The sequence below is a fragment of the Citricoccus sp. NPDC079358 genome, from assembly GCF_040702545.1.
Classification (GTDB): Bacteria; Actinomycetota; Actinomycetes; order Actinomycetales; family Micrococcaceae; genus Citricoccus.
Genome location: NZ_JBFBLI010000005.1, coordinates 270,032 through 291,827 on the forward strand (window position 1 = coordinate 270,032; position 21,796 = coordinate 291,827).

The following is a 21,796-nucleotide window of genomic DNA, read 5'->3' on the forward strand; positions in this document are numbered from 1 at the left end:
TGGACAGCCTTACCAACGATCCGGTGTCCTCCGGATCAGGCCACGGCAGCGAGGAAGTCCGTCCACTGCTCGGCGGGCTTCTCCAGCTCGCGGATCCTCCACTGGGCGCCGCGCGGGCGGGCCGGGGTGACACGCAGGACCCAGCCGATCTGCGCCAGGGTGCGGTCCCCCTTCGCGTTGTTGCAGGCGAGGCAGCACGCCACGAGGTTCTCCCAGGAGTCCTCACCACCGCGGGACCGCGGGTGGACGTGGTCCACCGTGGTGGCGGTCCGCCCGCAGTAGGCGCACAGATGACCGTCGCGGCGCAGGACCCCGCGGCGGGACACCGGTGTCGAATCGGAGTGCGGGATGCGGACGTACCGGGTGAGCAGGATGACCGCGGGCCGGCGCACGGTGGTGGAGGGTCCGACGACGGGATCCCCGCCGTCGGCGAGCACGCTCGCCTTGCCGGTGCCCACCAGCAGGATGGCGCGCCGGTAGCTGACAACGGACAGCGGCTCGTAGCCGGCATTCAGGACCAGAGTGCGCATGGGACGTACCTCGCGGCTTCGTCTGTGCCGCGGGCGCCGGATCGTCCGCCGGGTACCGACCCGGCCATCCGGCGTCTGCGGGGATGAATCGGGTTGACGATCAGACTCAGGATACGCGCCACCTGGGCACCCCACGGTTCCGGCACCCCACCGACCTGGCGTGTCGCCGGGAGTGTTCACGGGGCCTTCACGCCCGATTCATGGTGGAGACGACCGAGGACCCCTCCGTGCGGAGGGGTCCTCGTAGCAGTCGTCATTCACCGGCGCTCAGGGCCGGGTCATGCAGTCGGTGGTCAGCCGACGTAGGTGTAGTACCCCATCAACGGGTTCCGGGTCACGGGGTGCTGGAAGGTGTCCACGGAGGGGTTCTGGGCGCCGATCATCTGGCCGTTGCCGACGTAGATGCCGACGTGGCTGCCGCCGTTCTGGTACACCAGGTCCCCGGGCTTGGGATCGGATGTAGGGACAAACTTCCCCGAGAAGCGGATTGCCGACGTCTGTGAAGGGATGCTGATCCCGGCCTGGGCGTAGGCCCAGGCCACGAAGCCCGAGCAGTCCCAGCCCGAGGTGGTCTTGCCGCCGTAGACGTACGGCACGCCCACGCCGGCATAGGCGGCACCCACGACGCCGCCCATGCTGGAACTCTGCGCGGCCGGAGCCGGCTCTGCGGCGGCCTCCTGGGTCTCGGAGGACTCCCGGGAGGACTCCTGGGACTCATCCGAAGACGAGGACGATGAAGTGGAAGAAGACTCCGAGGTGGTGGACCGATCGGTCTGCTCAGTGGACTCGCTCTGCTCGCTCTGCGAGGCAGCGGTGTACTCCGGCTCGGGCTCCGGAGCCGGCTCGGGCTCGGGCTCGGGGGCCGGCTTGGAGGTGACCGGGGCACGGTCGAGCTCGACCGGTGCGTCCTTGGCGGCGGCGACGTTGACGGTGGTCACCGCGGCGCGCTCGATGTCCAGGCCCGGGGCCGGAATGCTGGTGGTCTCGCGGACGGCCGGAGCCGCACCCTGGGCCGGCATGCCGATCGACAGCACGAGCCCGGAGGCAGCGGCCACGACGGCGGCCTGGCGACCGACGGTCCCGGCGTTCGACGAGACGGCCTTGGAGATGGCCTCCAGCGGGTTGGAGTTCGCCGGAACGGCGCGATGGCGTGCTGCGGAGCTGCGCTTCGACACGTAAATACCTCTCTCACGTGCCTCCGGACAGAGTCCGCCCCCGCCATGATTGACGACTGCTGAGTGCACCGTGGTCGCGGGGGGAATGGCAAACCACCGGTCGGCCGCTTCGATCAGGACTGTCCGAAGCGCTGGATCCAAGGTATATCAAAAGTTTATGAATGTCACGCTGAGGTCACGGGGCCTGGGGAAAACTTGGCAGAGTGCGCCGAAACCCGCGTGATTCCGCGGATTATTCGATCAATGATGGATCACGAATCGGTGCAAAACTCGTAACGCCGGCGCATTCTTCAGAGCTGGCGACGCTCCACGATGATGTGCGAGGCGGTCTCCCCGTTCACCTCGAGCGCCACCCCGCCTTCAACGGCCTCCGCGGGCCGGACGGTGACATATCCGTCACTGGCCATGATCTCAATGTCCTGGTTGGGGCGGACGCCGGCCAGGGCCAGCTCTCCCAGCAGCTCAGGATCCGTCTGGATGGCCTCGGTCAGGCGCACCACGGTGTAGCGGCCGGGCTGGCCGGACACGACCGAGAGCCGTTCGCCCCGGTCGAACGGGGACCCGCTGCCCGGCGCCGGAGCCTGGAGATGGCCCAGGCCCGGGATCGGGTTGCCGTAGGGCGATTCCGCCGGGTTGTGGAGCAGCTCGAGCAGACGCAGTTCGACCTGCTCGCTCATGACGTGCTCCCAGCGGCAGGCCTCCTCATGCACATAGGCCCAGTCCAGGCCGATGACGTCCGCCAGCAGGCGCTCGGCGAGGCGGTGCTTGCGCATCACGCCCACGGCCTTCTCCCGGCCGTCCTCGGTCAGCTCCAGGTGCCGGTCGTTGCGGACGTGCACCAGGCCGTCACGTTCCATGCGCGCGACGGTCTGGGACACGGTGGGGCCGGAATGGTCCAGGCGTTCGGCGATGCGGGCCCGCAGCGGGACGATGCTCTCCTCCTCGAGTTCGAGGATGGTGCGCAGATACATCTCGGTGGTATCGATCAGGTCCGTCACGGCTGATGTTCCTCTCCAGGTCCCCAACGTTGCGTCGTGTCCGTCCCTGCCCTCCGGTCGTGGCGGGCGCGGACACGGGAAGTCCACCATCCATCCTAGTCGTGCGGCCGGGATCGGGGGGCGAGTTCCGCCACCGGCCGAGCGGAGCCGGCCCGACACGTGGCGCTCCCGGGCCCCACGGTGCGGGAGAATGGCCTTTCGCGGCCCGGCCGAGACCTACCCAGACGTCAGGAGATCCCATGAGCACACCCGAGGTGACCATCCCCCAGAACCTGCTGCCGCAGGATGGACGGTTCGGTGCCGGACCGTCCAAGGTGCGCGCGGACCAGGTGCAGGCCCTGGTGGCCGCCGGCTCGAAGCTGCTCGGCACCTCCCATCGCCAGGCGCCGGTCAAGAACCTGGTCGGCAGCGTCCGTCAGGGTCTGACACAGCTGTTCTCCGCCCCGGAAGGCTACGAGGTCATCCTCGGCGTCGGCGGCTCCACCGCCTTCTGGGATGCCGCCAGCTTCGGCCTGGTGCGCAGCAAGGCCCAGCACCTGTCCTTCGGTGAGTTCGGCTCCAAGTTCGCCAAGGCCACGGACCAGGCCCCGTTCCTGGAGGCCTCCTCCATCCTCACCGCCGAGCCGGGCACCCGCCCCGAGCCGCAGGCCGAGGCCGGCGTGGACGTCTACGCCTGGCCGCAGAACGAGACCTCGACCGGAGTGGCCGCTCCCGTGCGGCGCGTGTCCGGTGCCGCTGACGACGCCCTGGTGCTCGTGGACGCGACGTCCGCCGCCGGAGGACTGCCGGTGGACGTGTCCCAGGCCGACGCCTACTACTTCGCCCCGCAGAAGAATTTCGCCTCGGACGGCGGCCTCTGGCTGGCGCTCTTCTCCCCCGCGGCGCTGGCCCGGGTGGAGGAGATCAAGGCCTCCGGTCGCTGGATCCCGGACTTCCTGGACCTGAAGACCGCCGTGGACAACTCCGTCAAAAACCAGACCTACAACACCCCGGCCCTGGCCACCCTGGTGATGCTGGACAACCAGATCCAGTGGATGAACTCCAACGGCGGCCTGGACTTCGCCACCGCCCGGACCGCCGACTCCTCCAACCGGGTCTACACGTGGGCGGAGTCCTCAAGCTTCGCCACCCCGTTCGTCACCCGCCCCGAGGACCGGTCCGCCGTGATCACCACGGTCGACTTCGACGACCGCGTCGATGCCGCCACCGTGGCCACCGTCCTGCGGGCCAACGGCGTGGTGGATGTGGAGCCGTATCGCAAGCTCGGCCGCAACCAGTTGCGCATCGCTACGTTCGCCGCCATCGATCCGGACGACGTCACGGCCCTGCTGGCCTGCATCGACCACGTCGTGGAACGCCTCTCCTGAGCGCCCTCGGACCGAGCCACACCTGAGAAGAGCACGACGGCGGCGCACCCACCCGGGTGCGCCGCCGTCGTTGTCCTTCGGGCCGGTTCTCCGGCCCTCAGCCCTGCTGGTCTTGCTCGTCCTGTTGCTCGCCCTGGGCGCGGGCCACGGCCTTCTCGGGGTCCTCCCCGGCGGCGATCGCGTCCAGACGGATCTTCTCCTCCTGGCTCACGCGCTCCGACCACGGCAGCCAGTCGGGGGCCAGGATCGCCGTCGCCCCGGGCAGCAGCCCGGTCTCGCACACGGTGACGACCTTGCTGCGGGGTGCCCGGGACAGGGTGGCGAACCACTCCCAGCCGCCGTAGCCGGGCAGGGTCGCGGCAAAGCGGTGGGTGACCAGGCGGTCGTCGTCCGCCTCGGTGCCCACGTGCTCACCGATGTCCCCGTCCTCGGCCAGGCCTTCCAGCGCCGCCCGGGCCTCGGCCACGGCCGCGGCCAGCAGGTCGTCCAGCTTGGGTGTGCGCTTGCGCGGCGCCCGCGTCGGCTTCGGCGGGATCCGCACGGAGCGGCCCGCGGACTGCACGGTCTCGGCAGGAGCGTCCCCCAGACCTTCAGGGGCGGTGGGCTCAGGCTTCAAGTTCATCGGCCACCTTGCGCAGGGCCATGGCGATCTTCTCGGCCTGGGCCTTCTGCGGGTACTTGCCCTTGCGCAGGCTGTTGGAGGCCATGTCCATCCACTTGATGAGGTCCTCGACCACCACGGCCATGTCCTGCGGCTTGCGGCGGGTCGCCCGGACCACGGAGGGGCCGTCGCTGAGGATGCGGGCGCTCAGGGCCTGGGGGCCGCGGCGGCCCTCGGCCACCCCGAACTCCAGTCGGGTGCCGGCCCGGACCTCGGTCACGCCCTCGGGCAGTGCGGAGGCGGGCAGATGGACCTCCTGGCCCTCATCCGTGTGGATGAAGCCGAAGCCCTTGGTCGAATCGTAGAACTTTACTTTGCCGGTCGGCATTCTTGATGTCCTTATCTCTCCTCGGTGCCCCTTCCGGCCCTGTCGGCGTGCCGTGGCCGCCCGGTCGGATCATCGCCCCGGGCCCGTTCGGTGGCCGCGGACACTCATGGTCCGGCAGGCTCCCGGGCCCTGGCTGCGCCGCCGGCCCGCGGGGTGGTCCTGTCCTCGGACATCGTGGTCCGGGCGGCCCTGCTCCACTGTGCCGCGGCCCGTGCCGGTCGGAAGGGAAAGTCTGTAACCCCCACAGGATACCCTCTCACCCCCGGTTTTCTCCCGTGGCGTCCCCACCGAGGGCCCCGGCGCGCACCCGGCGTAGACTGGGGGCCATGTCCGTTCGCCCCTTCGTCTCCTCCGACGCCCGTGTCCACGGTTCCCCCGACCCCACGGCCCCGTCCACCCCGGAGACCTCGCTCTGGCTAAGAGCCCTGCTCATCGTGGGCGCCACCCTGACCGCGGTCTCCTTCGCGGCCACGGTGTTGCTGCTGGTCTCCTACTTCCTCACGGTCACGGCCTGGCCGCTCTTCTACTGGTTCGGCCTCTACGGCCTCCCCCTCAGTTTCGTCCTGATGCTCACCTACGTGGTGGCCAAGGCCGTCCTGAGACGCCGCGCCTGACCCGGCGCCGGTGCGCATGAGGGCCGCCACCCTGACGGACCACCTCTCCGGGTGGCCGGACCATCGCCTGGAGCGGCTGTTCTCGCTGCGCCCGGACCTGTGCCACCCTCCGGTCCCCGATTTCGCCGCCCTCGCGGCCCGCGCCAGTACACAGATGTCCGTCCTGCGAGCGCTGGACGGCCTGGACCGCGCCCATCTGGACGTCCTCGAAGGCCTGGCCGTCCTGGCGATCCTGGACCAGCTGCCACCCACCAGGCCCGACGCCGGCCCCTCCGTCACGCTCTCCCGGCTCGCCTCGTTCCTGACGGACGGCACCGCACCGTCCCTCCCCGGCACAGCACCGGACGAAGCGCACCTCGCGGCGATCAAGGCGCTGGTGCTCGATCTCGTCGAGGCGGCCCTCGTGGTGGAGCATGACGCCGGCTGGCGGGTTCCGGTTCCGGTCGCCGCCGCGCTGGGGCCCCACCCGTTGTCCTTCGGTCGGACCGCCGCCGCCCTCGGCTCCGAGATCGTCCTGCCCGCGGACCGTGAGGGGGTGCTGACCCTGCTCGCCCGCGAGGCCGTCCGGGGCGAGCTCCTGGCCCGCACCACCGCGGCCCTGGAGGCGCTGCAGTCCTCGCCCGTGGCCCGCGTCCCCGAGCCCCCCGGCCCCGTCCACGAGGTGCTCCTGCGGACCGGTCTGCTGGTGCCGCTGGGCGCGGACCGGTCCGGCTCCGAGGGCTCCGTGGCCGAGCACCCACTGGAGGCCGGGCTGGCCTGGCGTCGCGGCACCGCCGGTCGCACCGTGCATCCGGAGCCGCCGGCTCCGTCCGGCCGCGCCGTCAACCCGGCCCTGTCCCGCAATGCCGCCCTGGCCGCTATCGGCGACCTATTGCGCGGCGCCGCCGACCTCCTGGAGGCGCTGGCCGGCGGGCTGCCGACCCTGCGCTCCGGCGGGGTGGGGGTGCGGGATCTGAAGCGGCTGGCCGGCACCGCGGGCGGCACCCCCGAGGACGTCTCCTGGCTGCTGGAGTTGCTGGCCTCCGCCGGCCTCGTGGTCCTGGACCCGGACACCTCCACCTGGGTCCCGGCCGCCACGGTCCCGGCCTGGCGGCGCAGCGAACGCCAGGTGCAGTGGGAGGCCCTCGTCGCCGGATGGCTGTCCAGCGGCCGCGCACCGATGCTCGGCCCCGTGCCGCCGGGGACCTCCGGTCTCGGCCCGGGCGGCCCCTCCTCGGGACGGGCCCTGGCTCCGGACCGCAACCGCCCGGACGCGCCCCGTCTCCGCGCGGCCGTGCTCGAGGCGGCCCTGGAGGTCTCGGATGAGCAGCCGGGCACCCGGTTGGACGAGGCTGTCCCGGACCGCCAACGGTGGCGCGGGCCCCGGCAGCAGGCCCGCAGCTCCGCCTTCACCCTCCCGTTGCTGGCGGAGGCCGATCGCCTGGGGCTGGTCGGTGCCGGGGCCCTGACCGCCGCCGGGGCACTGGTAGCGGCGGGGCGGCTCGACGAGGCCGCCGCCGCGGTCGGGGCGGCGCTGCCGGCCGCGCTCACCCGGGTGCGCCTGCAGGGCGACCTGACGGCCGTGGCCCCGGGGTACCTGGATCCGGACGTGGCCGGACGGCTGGCGGCGATGGCCGAGGTGGAGGGCGACGGCGCCGCCCGGGTCTACCGGTTCTCCGATGCCTCAGTGCACCGGGCCCTGGAGTCGGGGTCGAACGCCGAGGAACTCGAGGCCTTCCTCGAGGACCACTCCGAGGACGCGATCCCGCAGTCGCTGCGATACCTGATCCGGGACGTGGCCCGGCGCCATGGAACGCTCACCCTCGGGGACGCGGGTGCCTGGCTGCGTTCGGACGACGAGGATCTGCTGGATGTCATCGTCGCCGATCCGGCCCTGGCCACGGCCCAGCTGGAACGGCTGGCCCCCACCGTGGTGGTGGCCGGCGTCGGCCCGGCGGTTCTGCACCGGATGCTGGCGGAGGCCGGGCACCGGTCCGCGTCCGCCCGGCGGGGACCAACCCGCGGCCCCGCCGCCGAGGGGGGACGGCGCACGCACGCCGGGGACGGAGTCTTCCCGGAGCCGGTCCGGGCCGTGCGCTGGTCGCCGTCCGAGGAGGAGCTGGCCGCGCAGATCGCCCGGCTGCGGTCTGCCCCGCAGCCGGCCCCGAGCGGCGCGGGGACCGAGGAGGCGGTGGCCGTGCTGCATCAGGCCGCGCGGCAGCGGACCGAGGTCGATCTCGTCACCGTGGACCAACGGGGCCAGCGGCAGTCCCGCCGCGTGGTGCCCCTGGCCGTCGCCGGCGGACGGGTCCGCTGCCTCGTTCCGGACCGTGAGGCCGAGACGGTGGTGCCGCTGCACCGGATCGTCTCGGCCACCACCGTGTGATTCACTGGCGCAGTCGACGCCGCACCTGAACGTCAGTATCCCCGCCGTACCGAAGGAGGACCCGTGGCCGATGGCCCGTTGATAGTCCAGTCGGACAAGACCGTGCTGCTCGAGGTGGATCACCCCCAGGCCACCGAGGCCCGGCACGCCCTGGCGTCCTTCGCCGAGCTGGAGCGCGCCCCGGAGCATGTGCACACCTACCGCATCAGCAATCTCGGCCTGTGGAACGCGCGGGCCGCGGGGGTGGACGCCGAGCGCGTGCTGGACGTGCTGCTGACCTACTCCCGGTACCCGGTCCCGCATGCGCTACTGCTGGACATCGACGACACGATGTCCCGCTACGGCCGGCTGCGCCTGGAGAACGACCCGGTCCACGGCCTCGTGATGCGCACCGACGACTACCCCGTGCTCGAGGAGGTCCTGCACGCGAAGAAGACCGCGGAGATGTTCGGTCCGCGCCTCAACGGGGAGACCGTGGTGGTGCACACCGCCAGCCGCGGCCAGCTCAAGCAGCAGCTGCTCAAGCTCGGCTGGCCCGCCGAGGACCTCGCCGGCTACGTGGACGGCACCCCCTATCCCATCGGCCTCACCGAGGTGCCGGAGACCGGGGAGGTGCCCGACGACGGCCCGGCCGGCGCCGTGCCGGCGGAGCCCTGGCGATTGCGCCCCTACCAGCGCCTGGCGGTGGAGAACTTCTGGGCCGGCGGGTCCGGCGTCGTGGTCCTGCCGTGCGGGGCGGGCAAGACCCTGGTGGGCGCCGGCGCCATGGCCACCGCGAACGCGACCACGCTGATCCTGGTGACCAACACCGTCTCCGCGCGGCAGTGGAAGGCGGAGCTGCTGAAGCGCACCACGCTGACGGAGGCGGAGATCGGCGAGTACTCGGGCGCCGTCAAGGAGGTGCGCCCCGTGACCATTGCGACCTACCAGGTGCTGACCTTGAAGCGCGGCGGCCTCTACCCGCATCTGGAGCTGGTGAACGGTCATGACTGGGGGCTGATCATCTACGACGAGGTGCACCTGCTGCCGGCTCCCATCTTCCGGATGACTGCGGACCTGCAGGCCCGGCGCCGGCTCGGGCTCACCGCCACCCTGGTCCGGGAGGACGGGCGGGAGTCCGAGGTGTTCTCCCTCATCGGGCCCAAGCGCTACGACGCGCCGTGGAGGGACATCGAGGCCCAGGGCCACATCGCCCCGGCCGAGTGCATCGAGGTCCGCGTGGAGCTGCCGCGGGATGAGCGGATCGCCTACGCGATGGCCGAGGACGCGGACAAGTACCGGCTGTGCTCCTCCTCGGACATCAAGCTGCCGGTGGTGAGGTCACTGGTGGACCGGCACCCCGGCGAGCAGGTGCTGGTGATCGGGCAGTACCTGGACCAGCTGGCCGAGCTGGGCGAGCTGCTGGCGGCGCCGGTGCTGACCGGGGCCACCTCCGTGGCCGAACGGCAGCGGCTGTTCGGCGAGTTCCGCGAGGGCCGGCTCCGCGTGCTGGTGGTGTCCAAGGTCGCAAACTTCTCGATCGACCTGCCCGAGGCCTCCGTGGCGGTCCAGGTCTCCGGCTCCTATGGGTCCCGGCAGGAGGAGGCCCAGCGGCTGGGACGGCTGCTGCGGCCCAAGGAGGACGGCAAGTCAGCCCACTTCTACACCGTGGTCTCCCGGGACACCCTGGACCAGGAGTATGCGCAGAAGCGTCAGCGGTTCCTGGCCGAGCAGGGCTACGCCTACACGATCTTGGATGCCGGGGACCTGGCAGCGAGTTGAGCCGGCGGCCGGGCCGCCGCATCCAGCAGGCATTCAGGGAACGTCCAGCGAACGGGTGGACGATGGAGACATGAAGTCAAAGGAACCCGAAGCCAAGCTCCTGGTCGTGGATGACGAGCCGAACATCCGCGAGCTCCTCTCCACGTCCCTGCGGTTCGCCGGATTCGAGGTGGTCGCGGCCGCCAACGGACGCGACGCCCTGGCCGCTGCCGAGAAGGAGCAACCGGACCTCGCCGTGCTGGACGTCATGCTGCCGGACATGGACGGTTTCACCGTGACCCGCAAGCTCCGCGCCGCCGGCCGTCACTTCCCCGTACTGTTCCTGACTGCCCGAGACGACACCGAGGACAAGGTCACGGGCCTGACCGTCGGTGGCGACGACTACGTCACCAAGCCCTTCTCCCTGGACGAGGTGGTGGCCCGCATCCGCGCCGTGCTGCGCCGCACCGCGCCCGCCGAGGGCGACGAGGCCATCCTGCGCGTGGACGATCTGGAATTGGACGACGACGCGCACGAGGTCCGTCGCGCCGGCGAGGTGGTGGAGCTCTCCCCCACCGAGTTCAAGCTGCTGCGCTACCTGATGATGAACCCGAACCGGGTGCTGTCCAAGTCGCAGATCCTGGACCACGTCTGGGAGTACGACTTCAACGGCGACGCCTCCATCGTGGAGTCCTACATCTCCTACCTGCGCCGCAAGATCGACCGCGCCGACCTGCCGGACATGATCCAGACCAAGCGCGGCGTCGGCTACCTGCTGCGGTCCGCGGACAAGCGCTGACCCGGTCTGTCCCGACTGGTGGCCAGGGATAACCGGTCCCGGGGATCCGTATCCTTGAACGCATGCCTGCAACCGTGAACCGCCCCGGGCGCTTCCGGCCGTTCCACGAGCTCGCGCGGCTCTGGAAGACCTCCTCCCTGCGGACGCAACTGGTGGTCATGACCTCCGGTCTGATGCTGCTGGCCGTGATCGTCACCGCCGCCCTGACCGCCTCCCTGTTCCGGCAGGAACTCGTCCGCCAGATCGACGACGACCTCCACGCCAACCGCAATAACGTCTCGGTCTATCTGACGAGCCTGGGCACGGACACCGGGTACTTCTCCTCGCCGCAGTCCATCCTGCGCTTCTACGGTGAACTGCAGGACAATGCGGGCACCACCACCACCAACTCCTCCTTCACCGGGGCCAACGAGGACCGTCCAGTGGTCCCGTCCCTGTCCGCCGAGGAGGTCGTGGCCCGCAACAACGAGGCCTTCGATGTCTCCGGCACCACGGAGGCCTCCGGCGGCTGGCGGGTGGTGATGTACCGGCTGGCCTCCGGCGAGGGTTCTCTGGCGATCGCCCTGCCGCTGGAACCCGTCCACGACTCCGTGGACCGGGTGACCTCCCTCGTGGTCACCATCGGCCTGCTGGCCACCGCCGGTGCCTCGCTCATCGCCTACGCCGTGACCACGCGCGCCTTCAAGCCCCTGTTGCGGGTGGAGCGGACCGCCGCGCAGATCGCCGCCGGGGACCTGTCCCGGCGTGTGGAGATGGGCGCCCCGGACACCGAGGTCGGCCGCCTGTCCCGGTCCCTCAACGCCATGCTCGCCCACATCGAGACGGCCTTCCGGTCCAAGGAGCGGTCCGAGGAGCGGATGCGCCGGTTCATCCAGGACGCCTCACACGAGCTGCGCACCCCGCTGGTGACGATCCGCGGCTTCTCCGAGCTCTACCGCCACGGCGGGATCAGCGACCCGGACGACGTCGGCGCCGCCATGGGGCGGATCGAGGGTGAGGCCAAGCGCATGGGCCAGCTGGTGGAGGACCTCCTCACGCTCGCGCGCCTGGACGAGCAGCGCCCGCTCGAGCACCGGCCGGTGGACCTCATGCTCCTGGCCCACGACGCCGTCCTGGATGCCCGGGTGAACGCCCCGGACCGTGAGATCAGCCTCGAGGGGCTCGACGGCGGCCGCGCCGGTACCGCGCCCACCCTCGGCGACGAGGGCAAGATCCGCCAGGTGGTCACCAACCTGGTGACCAACGCGCTGCGCTACTCCCCGCCGGGAACGCCGCTGGAGATCGCCGTGGGCACCGTGGACGTGCTCCCCGGATCCGTCCACGCCGATGGCCGGCAGGTGCACGGATCCCGCGATTCCGTGATCGAGATCCGGGATCACGGCCCGGGCATCGACGAGCAGGACGCCTCTCGCGTCTTCGAGCGCTTCTACCGGGCCGATTCCTCCCGCCAGCGCGAGACCGGCGGCACCGGCCTGGGACTGGCGATCGTGGCGGCCATCGTGGCCCAGCACGACGGCACCGTGAGGTTGGAACAGACCCCCGGCGGCGGGGCCACCATGTCGGTGCGGATGCCCTGGGTGGACCCCTCGGCGGACGAGGATGACCTGCCTCAGGAGGGGGAGGTCCCCGACACCGAGACCGAGGCCGCTGACGTTCCGGAGGGTACGTCGACCGGCGCGCTCGACATCCCGCCACGTCCTCCACAGCCGCCCGGCTCCGGCCGGCCCTCCACATCCGATGAGCCGCCGCCCCCACCGGGGCGCGGGCCTGCCTAACGTGGGATCAGCCGGGACAACACCGTTCCGTGCAGGCCCCAGCCCCGCAGGAGAGAACATGGCACTCGTCCAGATCGACACCGAAGACCTCATGGCCAAGAGCCAGGCCGTGGAGTCCTCCATCGGCCGCCTCCAGACCGAGGTCAATGCCATGGAGGCCCACCTCCGCCAGCTCCAAGACACGTGGCGGGGTCAGGCCGCGAACAACTTCCAGTCCATCCTCACGGAGTGGCGTGCCACCCAGGCCCGGGTGGAGGAGTCCCTGGTGTCCATCCGCGGCGCCATGACCCATGCGGCCCAGCAGTACCTGGACGCGGAGACGGCCAACGCCTCCATGTTCCGCGGCTGACCCACCACCCCTCCACCTCCCCTCCGCTTTCCCCTCGCTTTCCGTCGATTCGGGGTGGGTGTTTGCCGCAAACACCCACCCCACCTCAACGGAAAACTAGGATGGGTGCATGACGGTGTTGATCGATCCGGCGCGGTGGCCGGCCCACGGCACCGTGTTCTCCCATCTGGTCTCGGACCGCTCCCTCGAGGAACTGCACTCCTTCGCGGCAGCGGCCGGCATCTCCCGGCGTGCCTTCGACGGGGACCACTATGACGTCCCCGTGGATCGCTATGCGGAACTGGTGGCGCGTGGCGCAGAGGAGGTCAGCGGCGCGGACCTGGTCCGCCGGCTCGTGGCCTCCGGGCTGCGCATCCCCGCAGCCCAGCGGGCCGGCAAGCTGGATAAGATCCTCACCCAACGGTTCAACCGGCTGTTCCCCGGGGCCTCGCCCCTGGAGCGGGAACCGGTGGTGACGGACCTGCTGGCCCGGTGGTCCGAGCCGCACCGGCACTATCACGACCGCTCGCACCTGCTGGCGGTGCTCAAGGCCATCGACGTGCTGGTCCGTCACGGCGAGGACTGCGGCCGGTGGACCCGCAGTGTTAAGCTGGCCGCCTGGTTCCACGATGCCGTCTACCGTGGCGACCCGGCCCTGCCGCCGGGCCAGGACGAGGAGGACTCCGCCGTGCTGGCCGAACAAACCCTGTCCGAGGTGGGCCTGCCGGATCCGGAGATCGAGGAGACCGCGCGGCTGGTGCGGATGACCGCCACGCACGATCCGGCCCCCGGCGACCGGACGGGGGCGGTGTTCAGTGACGCCGACCTGGAGGTGCTGGGCCGCTCCCGGGGCGACTACGCCCGCTACCTGGCGGCCGTCCGCCAGGATTTCACGCACGTGCCGGACACTGACTTCGCCACCGGCCGGGCCGGCGTCGTCCACTCCCTACTGGCCCTGGACCCCCTGTACCGGACCGCCACCGGAGCGAGGCTCTGGGAGCGCAACGCCCGGCGCAACCTCGCTGCCGAGCTGCATCCCACCTCCCGGCACTGGACCCGCTGATCCACTGCCCCCTTCAGACCCCTCGTTGTCAGTCGAGGTGGCGTGGGTGTGAAACGCCAGAACCCCCACCACCTCGACTGACATCGAGAGGGTGGGGCTTCTGTGAGAGCTGGGCGCTCCGGGTGATCAGATGATCACATCATGCCGCCCATACCGCCCATGCCGCCCATGTCGTCGCCGCCCGGCATGGCCGCAGCCGGCTCGGGCTTGTCGGCCACGACGGCCTCGGTGGTGAGGAACAGACCGGCGATCGAGGCGGCGTTCTGCAGGGCAGAGCGGGTCACCTTGACCGGATCGTTGATGCCGGCGGCCAGCAGGTCCTCGTACTCGCCGGTGGCGGCGTTGAGACCGTGACCGTCGGGCAGGGAGCGGACCTTGGCCGCCACCACGCCCGGCTCCAGGCCGGCGTTGAAGGCGATCTGCTTCATCGGGGCCTCGATGGCGACCTTGACGATGTTGGCGCCGGTGGCCTCGTCACCCTCCAGGGAGAGCTTGACGAAGGCCTTGGCACCAGCCTGGGTCAGGGCCACGCCGCCGCCGGCGACGATGCCCTCCTCGACCGCTGCCTTGGCGTTGCGCACAGCATCCTCGATGCGGTGCTTGCGCTCCTTGAGCTCGACCTCGGTGGCGGCACCGGCCTTGATGACGGCCACGCCGCCGGCCAGCTTGGCCAGGCGCTCCTGCAGCTTCTCGCGATCGTAGTCCGAGTCGGTGTTCTCCATCTCGGCGCGGATCTGGGCCACGCGGCCGGCGATCTGCTCGGCGTCGCCGGCACCCTCGACGATGGTGGTCTCGTCCTTGGTGATGACGACCTTGCGGGCGGTGCCCAGGGTCTCGATGCCGGCGTTCTCCAGGGTCAGGCCGACCTCTTCGGAGATGACCTGGCCACCGGTGAGGATGGCGATGTCAGCCAGCATGGCCTTGCGGCGGTCACCGAAGCCCGGGGCCTTGACGGCCACGGACTTGAAGGTGCCCTTGAGCTTGTTGACCACGAGGGTGGCCAGGGCTTCGCCCTCGACGTCCTCGGCGATGATCAGCAGGGACTTGCCGGACTGCATGATCTTCTCGAGAAGGGCAACCATGTCCTTCACGGTGGAGATCTTGGAGTTGACGATGAGGATGTAGGGATCCTCCAGCACCGTCTCCTGGCGCTCGGCGTCGGTGACGAAGTAGCCGGAGAGGTAGCCCTTGTCGAAGCGCATGCCCTCGGTCAGTTCGAGCTCCAGGCCGAAGGTCTGGGACTCCTCGACGGTGACGACACCCTCCTTGCCGACCTTGTCCAGGGCCTCGGCGATGAGCGAGCCGATCTGGGTGTCAGCGGCGGAGATGGAGGCCGTGGCCGCGATCTGCTCCTTGGTCTCGATCTCCTTGGCGGAGGCGACGAGCTCCTCGATGACGGCCGCGACGGCCTTCTCGATGCCGCGCTTCAGGGACAGCGGGTCAGCGCCGGCCGCGACGTTGCGCAGGCCTTCCTTGACGAGGGCCTGGGCCAGCACGGTGGCGGTGGTGGTGCCGTCGCCAGCGACGTCGTCAGTCTTCTTGGCAACTTCCTTGACGAGCTCGGCACCGATCTTCTCGTACGGATCGTCGAGCTCGATCTCCTTGGCGATGGAGACACCGTCGTTGGTGATCGTGGGGGCGCCCCACTTCTTCTCCAGCACCACGTTGCGGCCGCGGGGGCCGAGGGTGACCTTGACCGCGTCGGCCAGGGTGTTCAGACCCCGTTCCAGGCCGCGGCGCGCCTCTTCGTCGAATGCAATGGTCTTGGCCATGTGTGCACTGTCCTTTCTGGACCTTGGCGTTGCTTGGCAGTGTTCAACTGACCTGTGCAGTGCCCGCGACGGACGGCCCGGAACCGGGCCTCACCACGTTCAGGTCTGCTCCGAGGCCAGGACCACCCGCATGCCTGCGGGTTTTGGCAGTCACAACCTCAGAGTGCTAGTCCATATTTAGCACTCGCACCCTCCGAGTGCAAACGGCCACCGGTCTGTGGGACGCCTTTTCAGCGCGTGGGCGAATCCCGGTCCCGGCTCAGGCCCGCGGCGATCCCTGGCGTCCGGTGAACGCGGACATCGAGGAGTAGACACCCAGGCCGCGGCCCACCACCACGTCGAAGACGCGTGGGGGCAGCAGGCCCTTGAGGAACGCGGAGAGCCGGACGGAGGAGGGCAGCATCAGAAAGGCCGGAGCCGGCACCAGTGCCTTCCAGATGCGGTCCACCACGTACGCGGGCTCCATGATCGGGGTGAGGGCCGGCCCCGTGGCGCCGGCAAACATGCCCGTGGAGATGTAGGACGGGCACACGGTGAGGACCTTGACCTGCCGGTGGCCGGCCTGCTCGAGTTCCAGGCGCAGCGAATCGGACCAGCCGACGGCAGCCCATTTCGACGCTGCATAGACACTCATCCGCGGATTGGAAAGCAGGCCCGCGGCGGAGGCGATGGTCACGAGCCGGGCCGCCGTGCCCCGCTCCAGCAGGGCGGGCAGGAAGGCCCGGGTGACCTGCATGGGTGCCTCGGCGTTGACCGCCAGGGTGGTGTGAATGTCCCGGGCCGGATCATGCTCCCAGAAGTAGGCCCCCGTGACCACTCCCGCGTTGTTGATGAGGAGGTCCGGAGCGCCGAGCTCGGCGAGGACGGCCTCCGCCGTCCGGGTGATCTCCTCCAGGACCGCGAGGTCCACGGTGTCCGTTCGGAAGGCGGTCGCCGGGTGGGCGGCCTCCAGCTCGGCGACGGCGGCGTCCAGCCCCTCGGAGGACCGGTCCCAGAGCACCACGGTGGCGGCACCGTCCTGCGCCGCCCGGTGGGCGTGGAGCAGCCCCATGCCCAGGGCCGCGCCGGTGATGAGCACCGTCCGGCCCCGGACGGAGAAGTGGTCCGGGGCAGCGGGAGCGTCCGCGGACGGCTGCCGCCGGAAGGCGTTGAACGGCCGCATTAGCCGGCGTAGTCGGAACTGAGCACCACGGCGATGCCGGGCACGCTGTCCTCGTAGACCAGCGGAAGGCCCAGCTCAGCGGCCACAGCCTGGGCAGTGGTCTCGTTCTGCGAGTAGTACACCACCGAGCCGGACACGGGGAACCCCTGCCAGTTCCCGGAGCCGGCCACGGTGAAGCCGCCGGAGGACAGGGTGCCGGAGACCCGGCCGGCCAGGCCGCCGACCGAGGAGGCGTTGTAGACCTCGACGGGGGCGGAGGTGTCCCCGGTGTCCGCGGCCGTTTCGGACTCAGCCGGTTCGGACTCAGCCGTTTCAGACTCAGCCGGATCAGACGCGGCGGAGGACGACTCCCCGGAGTCGGAGGGCTCGGCCGGTGCGGACGTCATCTCGCCCGTGGGGCTGGACTCGGGCCCGGCGGACTCCGCGGGGGCCGCCGTGGCCGACGCACTCGACGTCACACTGGCCGGGGCGCTGGCCGGGGCGCTGGCCGAGGCACCCGCGTTGGCCGGGTCGGAGGGCAGCAACGAGGGCAGGACCAGGAAGGAGAAGGCTCCCACGGCCAGGGCCAGGGCGGCCGCGACGGAGATCCCCGCCAGGCCCGAGGAACCGGTCGTCAGGGACGGGACGGCCCGGTGGGTTCCCTTGCGGTCCCGGTAGACGGGGACGTCGTCGAATTGATCGTGCGGGTACTGAGTCATTGGCCACCATCACCAGATTCTCGGCTCCACGGCGTGAGCCCCGGGTGAGCGGGGAACGTCATGGAGATGGACATGGCCCGACCGCCGGTGCGGTGCTCAGGCCTCCTGCCGCCGGGCACTGCGTGCACGGTGGCGCGTGGTCCGTAGTCTACGCAATCTCTTGATGAGCATGGGCTGGTGCGCCAGGGCCTCCTGACGGTCCAGCAGACCGTTGAGCACTTGGTAGTACGTGGTGGCCGAGAGCGAGAACCGGTCTCGGATGGCCTGGTCCTTCGCTCCGCCGTACTTCCACCACTGGTCCTCGAAGTCCAGGATGTCCCGGTCGCGCTCAGACAAGGCGTCCGCGGCGGGCTCCACGGCAGGCTCGGACGGGACCGGTGCACCGTCCGGTTCGGCGGCGTTCGCTGCAGTCATGAGGGTCCTTCCAACGGGGTACTCCACAGTCTACCGGCCCAAACTACAGCCGTGTCATTCGTCGCCGTCACTGCTGGCTGACACCTGGACGCACGACGCCGGCCGGACCGGTAGTCTGCCGACGTGGACCTCATCGCCCCCTTGGATCCCGGCTGGGAACGCGCCCTGGCCTCGCAGCGCGAGGCCCTGGCCGCCGTCGGGCAGACCATCCAGGCCCGACGCGCGGCCGGAGAGCAGGTCCTGCCCGCGCCGGAGAACGTGCTGCGCGCCTTCCGGCAGCCCTTCGAGCGGGTGAAGGTGCTCATCCTGGGGCAGGACCCGTACCCGACGCCCGGGCACCCGATCGGGATGAGTTTCGCGGTGGACCGGCGCGTGTCCCCGCTGCCGCGCTCACTGGCGAACATCTACCGGGAGCTCTCCAGCGATATGGGCGTCCCGCCCGCCGTCCACGGGGACCTGACCGCGTGGGCGGACCAGGGTGTCCTGCTGCTCAACCGCGTGCTGACGGTGGCGGCCGGGGAGCCGGCCAGCCACCGCAGGCTCGGGTGGGAGGGCATCACGCAGGCCGCCGTCCAGGCCCTGGCCTCTCGCGGCACACCGCTCGTGGCGATCCTCTGGGGTGCCGATGCCCGGAAGATGGCCCCCGTGCTGCAGGAGGGGGCGCCGCCGGCCAGCCCCGTGGGCATCGTCGAGTCCGTGCACCCCTCGCCGCTGTCCGCACGGCGCGGGTTCTTCGGGTCGAAGCCCTTCAGCCGGACGAACGAGCTGCTTCAGCAGGCCGGCGCCACCCCGGTCGACTGGCGCATCGACTGAGCACCACGGTCAGCGACGGCCGATGCGGCGCCGCTCGTTGGCCTGGAAGGCCGTGGTGAACGGTCGCGCGATGGTGTCGCCGAGCACCACGCCCGCCGCGATGGCCATGATGACGACGGCCGCGTTGAAGAGCCCGATGACGCCCTCCATCATCTCCCCCGTGTCCATCGCGATCTTGTACATGGAGCGGAAGATGGTCAGCCCCGGCAGCAGGAAGAGGATGCCGGGGACGGCGACCACGAGCTGGGGTGCGCCCATGCGCAGCGCCACGTAGCGACCCAGGGCGCCGATCGCCACGGCGGCGATGGCGGGGGTCAACCGGGACCCCACGCCGATGAACTCGGCGCCCACATAGACGGCATAACCGGCCAGGGACACCACCGCGGTGGGCAGCAGCAGCCGCCATTCGGACTGCTCGAAGATGGAGTTCCAGGTGGCGGCCGCGAACACCAGGATGCCCAGCAGCCACACCGGGTAGTCCGCGAAGGGTTCCTGGGCCAGATCGAGTTCGCGTACCCCGAGCATGGAGGCGAACACGGTGGCGGCCACGATCCCGGCGATCAGGGCGGCGAAGACGAGGAAGGCCGAGACGAAACGGCCGGCGGCCGTGACCGGGAAGCCGTTGATGGCATCCTGCACGGCGGAGACGAATCGCCCCGAGGGCAGCAGCAGCATGATGCCGCCGGCCACCACGAGGGACGGCGCGAGGTCCACGTCCAGCGTGTACAGCACCAGCGCGATCATCGTGGCGATGAACCCGCCGGCCATGATGGAGAAGAACTCCGGGATCCGGGCCCGGCCCAGCAGGTCCACCACGGTCATCATCAGCATCATGGACAGGAAGGCCACGCCGGCGCCCACCACCCCGCCGCCGATGAACACCACGAAGGTGGCGGAGAACAGGCCGGCGGCCGCGGTGGTCAGCCACCCCGGGAAGGGTTTGGGCTTGTGCCGGATGTCAGCCAGGGTCTGCTGGGCCTCGTCCCGGTCCATCTCCCCGGCGGCCACCGCGGCGACCAGCCGGTGCAGCAGGGCCAGCCCGGCGTAGTTCTGCGACCAGGACCGCACCACGCGGTGCAGGGAGTACGGGGTCTTCCCGCTGGGCGCGTAGTTCAGGGCGATGGACTGGTTGGTGATGTCCACCTCGGTCTCGTGGACGCCGAAGGCCTGGGTCACCACGATGATCGAGGTCTCCACCTCAAGGGCGCCGGCCCCGAAGCGGAACATGGTCTCGCCAAGTTTCAGCGCGAAGTCCAGGGTGGTCCGGGCATCGGCATCCGCGTTGCGGGTGGTGCGCAGATACGGGTTCGCATAGGGGCTGGTGGCGATCCGGTCCACGATGGACAGCGTCTGGGTCGGCAGCGGCTCCGAGTACATCATCCGCTTGAAGGCGGAGCCGCCCGAGAACCGCAGGCGGCCCTTCGACGGCTTCTTCTCCCGCTCGGGGACGCCGACCGTGCCGGTAGTACCGATCGGCACCGTCGCCGGGGTCTCCCCCGTGGTCGGCTCAGAAGGCGCCAGCACGGACTGCGGCACCGGGTCAGAGGCCGGCGGTTCCGTCAGCGGGGTGTCGGTCAGGGATGCATCCGCCGGCCCGACGCCGGCGTCCTCGCCCGGGGCGGCCGGCCCACCCACCACGGTGGTGCCGGAATCCGTGCGCACCGGGTCAGCGGTCTCGACCGACGGGGCCGGTGCCGTGGCGTGCCCACCCGTCGTCGGGAGCCCAGCCGCCTCGGCCGCCGGGCCCAGCGCGAAGTCGATGGCCGACGTCGGCGCCGGCGCGGTCTCCGGATCGGTCTCGGTACCGGTCCCGGAGGTGGCATCGAGGTAGTCCTCCGGCGAGCGCCGGGTGGGCTTGATGATCGGGATCTGGGCGAGATCGGCGGGCGGTTCCTGCGCATGCCGATAGCCTGACCGGGTTTCGGGGATCTTCTCCACCGCCGCTCCCTTCCCTGCCGAGGTCTGCCGAGCCGCCACCGCATCCTGATCCGGCGGGCGCCGGACAACACTGTACTGCCCTGTGAGAGACCGCTTGTTAACGACTGAAGGGCCCGATCCGGGCCCTTCAGGTGGTGGTGGATCTTACTGGACTCGAACCAGCGACCTCTCGCGTGTGAAGCGAACGCTCTAACCAACTGAGCTAAAGATCCATCATGCCGGGCCTGCTCTCTGCCGAGGGGCCAACAGCTATGAAAGCCTACCAGAACAGGTGGTGAACCAGAAAACGGCCAGGGTCTTTTCAAAGTCCGGTGAGTTTGGTGGCTCGTTGGGGGTCTCGTCCGTAGTGGCGTAGGGCGGCAGTGATGTTGGTGTGTCCGGCCAAACGCAGAATGCTGATGGCGAGGTTGCGTAGGGATGCCATGACGTGGGCGCCGTGGCCGGCGCGGACTTGGGAGGCGTCTTCGTTGTAGGCGGTGTCCCGGACCCAGTGCAGTCGGTTCTCGATGCCCCAGTGTCCACGCAGCAGCCCTGCCAGGGCTGCCGCGTCGGCCGTCTCCGGGGGTAGTGAGGTGATGGCGTAGACGATCTCTCCGGTGTCCTGTCTGGTGTGGTGTTCGGCTCGTCCGCGTTGGATCCGGAGGATCTGGCGGGAGGCGGGGAAATCGATCCGGGCCGGGGCGTTGAGCGTGGTGACTTCCCAGGTGCTGGTCCGCCCGTGGGCCTTCTCACTGGTTCGGTACTGCGGCTGATTGGGCGCCCAGTTGGCCGAGGCGATCTGGCTACGCAGGGTCTTGGCGTTGGCCTTGACGGTGAACAGATAGTGCCCACCTCGGCTGGTGATGGCGTGGGCCTGCTGGGGAAGGGTATGCAGGGCATCAGCGGTGATCACGAGGCCGTCCAGGCCGTTGCCGGTGGGGTCGAGCTTGTCCAGCAGAGCTGGCAGGTGAGGGATCTCGTTGGTCTTCTCGCCCACGGATTCGAAGGGCCAGCACGGTTCCACTCTGGTGGTCGAGGGCGGCCATCAGCATGGTCTTGGTCCGGCCACCGTGTTTGGCGCCCCGGACTTCCTTGCCGTCCACGGCCACCGCCGGCAGGGTTGTTGCCTGGTGGTCAGGACCCGAGCTGGTGTGGAGGCGGTGGTAAACCCAGCAGCTGATAGCCGCGTCCAAGGCCTCTGGGTCGATCGCGGCGATGATCCGGTGCACGGTCACCACCGATGGTGTCCGTTGCCACGTCCAGGAGCCCAGGACTTG

Annotated in this window: 20 protein-coding genes and 1 tRNA gene; 9 read left to right on the forward strand and 12 right to left on the reverse strand. The window is 70.3% G+C overall.

The window, feature by feature from the left end; all coding sequences use genetic code 11:
* Positions 1 to 35: 35 nt before the first annotated feature.
* The 3 genes from AB0333_RS08870 to AB0333_RS08880 form a co-directional block, all read right to left on the reverse strand.
* Positions 36 to 530: an HNH endonuclease gene (locus AB0333_RS08870; RefSeq protein WP_366218317.1), complete on the reverse strand. Its 495-nt coding sequence runs from the start codon at positions 528 to 530 to the stop codon at positions 36 to 38.
* A 293-nt stretch (positions 531 to 823) separates the two neighbouring features.
* A complete protein-coding gene (locus AB0333_RS08875; RefSeq protein ID WP_366218318.1) occupies positions 824 to 1,705 on the reverse strand; it encodes a C40 family peptidase in 882 nt (293 codons plus the stop codon).
* Between the two features lie 290 nt (positions 1,706 to 1,995).
* A complete protein-coding gene (locus AB0333_RS08880; RefSeq protein WP_366218319.1) occupies positions 1,996 to 2,703 on the reverse strand; it encodes an iron dependent repressor, metal binding and dimerization domain protein in 708 nt (235 codons plus the stop codon).
* A gap of 239 nt (positions 2,704 to 2,942) precedes the next feature.
* Here AB0333_RS08880 and serC point away from each other — a divergent pair, with 239 nt between their 5' ends.
* On the forward strand, positions 2,943 to 4,070 hold the full coding sequence (gene serC / locus AB0333_RS08885) for a phosphoserine transaminase (protein WP_366218320.1): 1,128 nt from the start codon (positions 2,943 to 2,945) through the stop codon (positions 4,068 to 4,070).
* A gap of 97 nt (positions 4,071 to 4,167) precedes the next feature.
* Here serC and AB0333_RS08890 read toward each other — a convergent pair whose 3' ends face one another.
* Positions 4,168 to 4,692 carry a DUF3027 domain-containing protein gene (locus AB0333_RS08890; RefSeq protein WP_366218321.1) on the reverse strand — a complete coding sequence of 175 codons (525 nt, stop codon included), beginning with the start codon at positions 4,690 to 4,692 and terminating at the stop codon, positions 4,168 to 4,170.
* On the reverse strand, positions 4,676 to 5,059 hold the full coding sequence (locus AB0333_RS08895; protein WP_366218322.1) for a cold shock domain-containing protein: 384 nt from the start codon (positions 5,057 to 5,059) through the stop codon (positions 4,676 to 4,678). The genes AB0333_RS08890 and AB0333_RS08895 overlap by 17 nt, the downstream gene beginning before the upstream one ends.
* 326 nt (positions 5,060 to 5,385) lie before the next feature.
* Here AB0333_RS08895 and AB0333_RS08900 point away from each other — a divergent pair, with 326 nt between their 5' ends.
* The 7 genes from AB0333_RS08900 (at position 5,386) to AB0333_RS08930 (ending at position 13,743) form a co-directional block, all read left to right on the forward strand.
* Positions 5,386 to 5,673 (forward strand): hypothetical protein, encoded by a 288-nt coding sequence (locus AB0333_RS08900; protein ID WP_366218323.1) that lies wholly within the window; start codon positions 5,386 to 5,388, stop codon positions 5,671 to 5,673.
* Positions 5,674 to 5,689: 16 nt separating this feature from the next.
* Positions 5,690 to 8,038, forward strand: coding sequence for a helicase-associated domain-containing protein (locus tag AB0333_RS08905; protein ID WP_366218324.1), 2,349 nt, complete (start codon positions 5,690 to 5,692; stop codon positions 8,036 to 8,038).
* Between the two features lie 63 nt (positions 8,039 to 8,101).
* Positions 8,102 to 9,799, forward strand: coding sequence for a DNA repair helicase XPB (locus AB0333_RS08910; protein WP_366218325.1), 1,698 nt, complete (start codon positions 8,102 to 8,104; stop codon positions 9,797 to 9,799).
* Between the two features lie 70 nt (positions 9,800 to 9,869).
* Positions 9,870 to 10,577 (forward strand): response regulator transcription factor, encoded by a 708-nt coding sequence (locus AB0333_RS08915; protein WP_115932984.1) that lies wholly within the window; start codon positions 9,870 to 9,872, stop codon positions 10,575 to 10,577.
* Positions 10,578 to 10,639: 62 nt separating this feature from the next.
* A complete protein-coding gene (locus AB0333_RS08920) occupies positions 10,640 to 12,352 on the forward strand; it encodes a HAMP domain-containing sensor histidine kinase (protein ID WP_366218326.1) in 1,713 nt (570 codons plus the stop codon).
* Positions 12,353 to 12,410: 58 nt separating this feature from the next.
* The gene (locus AB0333_RS08925; protein WP_366218327.1) at positions 12,411 to 12,701 is read left to right on the forward strand and encodes a WXG100 family type VII secretion target; all 291 of its coding nucleotides are present in this window, start codon (positions 12,411 to 12,413) and stop codon (positions 12,699 to 12,701) included.
* Between the two features lie 109 nt (positions 12,702 to 12,810).
* Positions 12,811 to 13,743, forward strand: a complete 933-nt coding sequence (locus tag AB0333_RS08930) for a DUF4031 domain-containing protein (RefSeq protein WP_366218328.1) — start codon at positions 12,811 to 12,813, stop codon at positions 13,741 to 13,743.
* Positions 13,744 to 13,877: 134 nt separating this feature from the next.
* Here AB0333_RS08930 and groL read toward each other — a convergent pair whose 3' ends face one another.
* The 4 genes from groL to AB0333_RS08950 form a co-directional block, all read right to left on the reverse strand.
* Positions 13,878 to 15,515, reverse strand: a complete 1,638-nt coding sequence (gene groL / locus AB0333_RS08935; RefSeq protein ID WP_366218329.1) for a chaperonin GroEL — start codon at positions 15,513 to 15,515, stop codon at positions 13,878 to 13,880.
* 259 nt (positions 15,516 to 15,774) lie between these two features.
* Positions 15,775 to 16,677 (reverse strand): SDR family NAD(P)-dependent oxidoreductase, encoded by a 903-nt coding sequence (locus AB0333_RS08940; RefSeq protein ID WP_366218331.1) that lies wholly within the window; start codon positions 16,675 to 16,677, stop codon positions 15,775 to 15,777.
* On the reverse strand, positions 16,677 to 17,375 hold the full coding sequence (locus AB0333_RS08945; protein WP_366218332.1) for a LytR C-terminal domain-containing protein: 699 nt from the start codon (positions 17,373 to 17,375) through the stop codon (positions 16,677 to 16,679). The genes AB0333_RS08940 and AB0333_RS08945 overlap by 1 nt, the downstream gene beginning before the upstream one ends.
* 96 nt (positions 17,376 to 17,471) lie before the next feature.
* On the reverse strand, positions 17,472 to 17,789 hold the full coding sequence (locus tag AB0333_RS08950; protein ID WP_366218333.1) for a DUF3263 domain-containing protein: 318 nt from the start codon (positions 17,787 to 17,789) through the stop codon (positions 17,472 to 17,474).
* Between the two features lie 123 nt (positions 17,790 to 17,912).
* On the opposite strand from AB0333_RS08950, the gene AB0333_RS08955 reads away from it, so the two are divergent.
* Entirely contained in the window at positions 17,913 to 18,602 is a 690-nt protein-coding gene (locus AB0333_RS08955; RefSeq protein ID WP_366218334.1) for a uracil-DNA glycosylase, read from the forward strand.
* A gap of 9 nt (positions 18,603 to 18,611) precedes the next feature.
* On the opposite strand, the gene AB0333_RS08960 is transcribed toward AB0333_RS08955, so the two are convergent.
* The 3 genes from AB0333_RS08960 to AB0333_RS08970 form a co-directional block, all read right to left on the reverse strand.
* Positions 18,612 to 20,540, reverse strand: coding sequence for a threonine/serine exporter family protein (locus AB0333_RS08960; protein ID WP_366218335.1), 1,929 nt, complete (start codon positions 20,538 to 20,540; stop codon positions 18,612 to 18,614).
* A gap of 135 nt (positions 20,541 to 20,675) precedes the next feature.
* Positions 20,676 to 20,752: transfer RNA gene (locus AB0333_RS08965), tRNA-Val, on the reverse strand.
* 89 nt (positions 20,753 to 20,841) lie between these two features.
* The gene (locus AB0333_RS08970) at positions 20,842 to 21,543 is read right to left on the reverse strand and encodes an ISAs1 family transposase (RefSeq protein ID WP_366218336.1); all 702 of its coding nucleotides are present in this window, start codon (positions 21,541 to 21,543) and stop codon (positions 20,842 to 20,844) included.
* Positions 21,544 to 21,796 lie beyond the last annotated feature (253 nt).

Bases quoted from the DNA above. Each gene is read 5' to 3' on its own strand.
- AB0333_RS08870 (WP_366218317.1), bottom strand. From the start codon at position 530: ATGCGCACTCTGGTCCTGAATGCCGGCTACGAGCCGCTGTCCGTTGTC.
- serC (WP_366218320.1), top strand. From the start codon at position 2,943: ATGAGCACACCCGAGGTGACCATCCCCCAGAACCTGCTGCCGCAGGAT.
- AB0333_RS08890 (WP_366218321.1), bottom strand. From the start codon at position 4,692: ATGAACTTGAAGCCTGAGCCCACCGCCCCTGAAGGTCTGGGGGACGCT.
- AB0333_RS08895 (WP_366218322.1), bottom strand. From the start codon at position 5,059: ATGCCGACCGGCAAAGTAAAGTTCTACGATTCGACCAAGGGCTTCGGC.
- AB0333_RS08900 (WP_366218323.1), top strand. From the start codon at position 5,386: ATGTCCGTTCGCCCCTTCGTCTCCTCCGACGCCCGTGTCCACGGTTCC.
- AB0333_RS08905 (WP_366218324.1), top strand. From the start codon at position 5,690: ATGAGGGCCGCCACCCTGACGGACCACCTCTCCGGGTGGCCGGACCAT.
- AB0333_RS08915 (WP_115932984.1), top strand. From the start codon at position 9,870: ATGAAGTCAAAGGAACCCGAAGCCAAGCTCCTGGTCGTGGATGACGAG.
- AB0333_RS08920 (WP_366218326.1), top strand. From the start codon at position 10,640: ATGCCTGCAACCGTGAACCGCCCCGGGCGCTTCCGGCCGTTCCACGAG.
- AB0333_RS08925 (WP_366218327.1), top strand. From the start codon at position 12,411: ATGGCACTCGTCCAGATCGACACCGAAGACCTCATGGCCAAGAGCCAG.
- AB0333_RS08930 (WP_366218328.1), top strand. From the start codon at position 12,811: ATGACGGTGTTGATCGATCCGGCGCGGTGGCCGGCCCACGGCACCGTG.
- groL (WP_366218329.1), bottom strand. From the start codon at position 15,515: ATGGCCAAGACCATTGCATTCGACGAAGAGGCGCGCCGCGGCCTGGAA.
- AB0333_RS08940 (WP_366218331.1), bottom strand. From the start codon at position 16,677: ATGCGGCCGTTCAACGCCTTCCGGCGGCAGCCGTCCGCGGACGCTCCC.
- AB0333_RS08945 (WP_366218332.1), bottom strand. From the start codon at position 17,375: ATGACTCAGTACCCGCACGATCAATTCGACGACGTCCCCGTCTACCGG.
- AB0333_RS08950 (WP_366218333.1), bottom strand. From the start codon at position 17,789: ATGACTGCAGCGAACGCCGCCGAACCGGACGGTGCACCGGTCCCGTCC.